This window comes from Vibrio sp. Vb0349, assembly GCF_033338975.1.
In genome coordinates this window covers 1-1,518 of sequence record NZ_JAWOTS010000160.1, presented here as the reverse complement: position 1 = coordinate 1,518, position 1,518 = coordinate 1, and the positions used below count along the sequence as shown (strand labels likewise).

1 pseudogene is annotated in these 1,518 nt (G+C 47.7%); it reads right to left on the bottom strand.

Annotated features, from left to right (window positions below):
* A pseudogene (locus R7Q47_RS24165) lies at positions 1–1,518 on the bottom strand (AAA family ATPase); the annotation flags it as partial.

Here is a 1,518-nt window from a genome sequence, read left to right as displayed (position 1 = left end):
CGTCTAGCTCGGCGGCAAAATCTGCACTTTCTTGCTCAGTTTCTTCAAGAACGGTGTTGTCAGATTCAAACAGTTCATCCAGCTCAGTCATCAAAGGATCATGCTCTGGTGACATTTCCTCAAGATCACCTAAGAAGTCATTGCTATTAAACGGGACGCTTTCTTCTTGTAATGATTCCGTTGGTTCTGGAGCTACAGGTTGTTGCTGCGCCTCACTCAGCAGAGCGTCGATATCTAAGCCAGATTCAAATTCTAACTCTGAGGCGTCTTCTTCAACCTGCGCGGTTAGCGGCTTCTCTTCCTCTGGCTCAAGCGCTTTATTTTGTTCCGTTTGAGGCTCGATCTCTTCAAAACCAAAATCAGCCACCAAGTCATCGTCTAACTGACTCTCATCAGCAGTGACTGCCTCATCCTCACGAATCAAATCATCGAATGGGTCGAGCTCGGTCGTGATCTCGTCTTCTAAAACGGGCTTTTCATCGTCGTCTTGCAGTAACTCATCGAGTAATTCAACGCTGTTTTCGTCGAGTTCCTCAATTACTTCTTCAGCCTCAAAATCAGATAGCGCTTCCAATTCGTTGAGCGGATCGAACTCTTCCTCGGTTTCGTCTTCATCGAAATCGATCAATTCGTCGAGTAGCTCAGTGCTGTTTTCATCGATATCGGTGTCATCAGTCAAATCCGCCAGACTTTCGAGTTCATCAAGTGGGTCAAGCTCACTTGATGTTTCTTCTGCTGGTTGATCGTATTGAGCTAATAGCTTATCAATATCGTCATCCGACGCCTCTCCTGCCGAGAAATCCTCGTCTGAGACTTGCGGCTCTGGCTTGGTATCTTCAACGGCAAGATCTAAATCATCGTCGCCAAGTTCTGCGAATAAATCGTCCAGCATCGCTTGATCAACGCTGCCACTTGAAAGGTCTTCCGATGGTTCATCATCAGCAAGAAGTTTGGCAAATTCATCATCAGAAATAGCGTTATCGTCGTCGGACAAGTCGAAGCCTGTTTCGTCTTCGTCGAGCACTTCAAGTTCTGGCGTCACTTCATCAAGCGCACGTTCCATCTCTTCAAGGCCCAGCGCTTTCTCGTCGCCATTGACTTGAATACCGCTCGTTGAAGAATCAAACTCGTCAAATCCAACGTCTAAATCACCATCATCGCCGATACCGGCAAATGGATCTTCGCCGTCATCGCCTTCTAAGTTGAAGTCTAGTTCTTCGTCATCTAGGTTTGCGAAGACATCCTCTTCAAGCTCAGCTTTCTCATCCTGCTCTAACAGCGGTTCAGAGTCATCATCACCAAACAAGTCATCATCTAGGCTGAGCTCATCATCAAGTTGGTCAGCGGCAGCTAAACCAATTGGTGCCGCAAGCGGGTCGATATCTTGTGTCTGCTGCTGCGCGGCTTCCTCTTCTTTCGCTTTCGAGCGACGACCAAGTAGCATGACAACCAACAATGCAAGCAGCGCACCTGGAATCAGGGCAGCAAGTCCGACTAGCCAACCATTGGATAGAATCT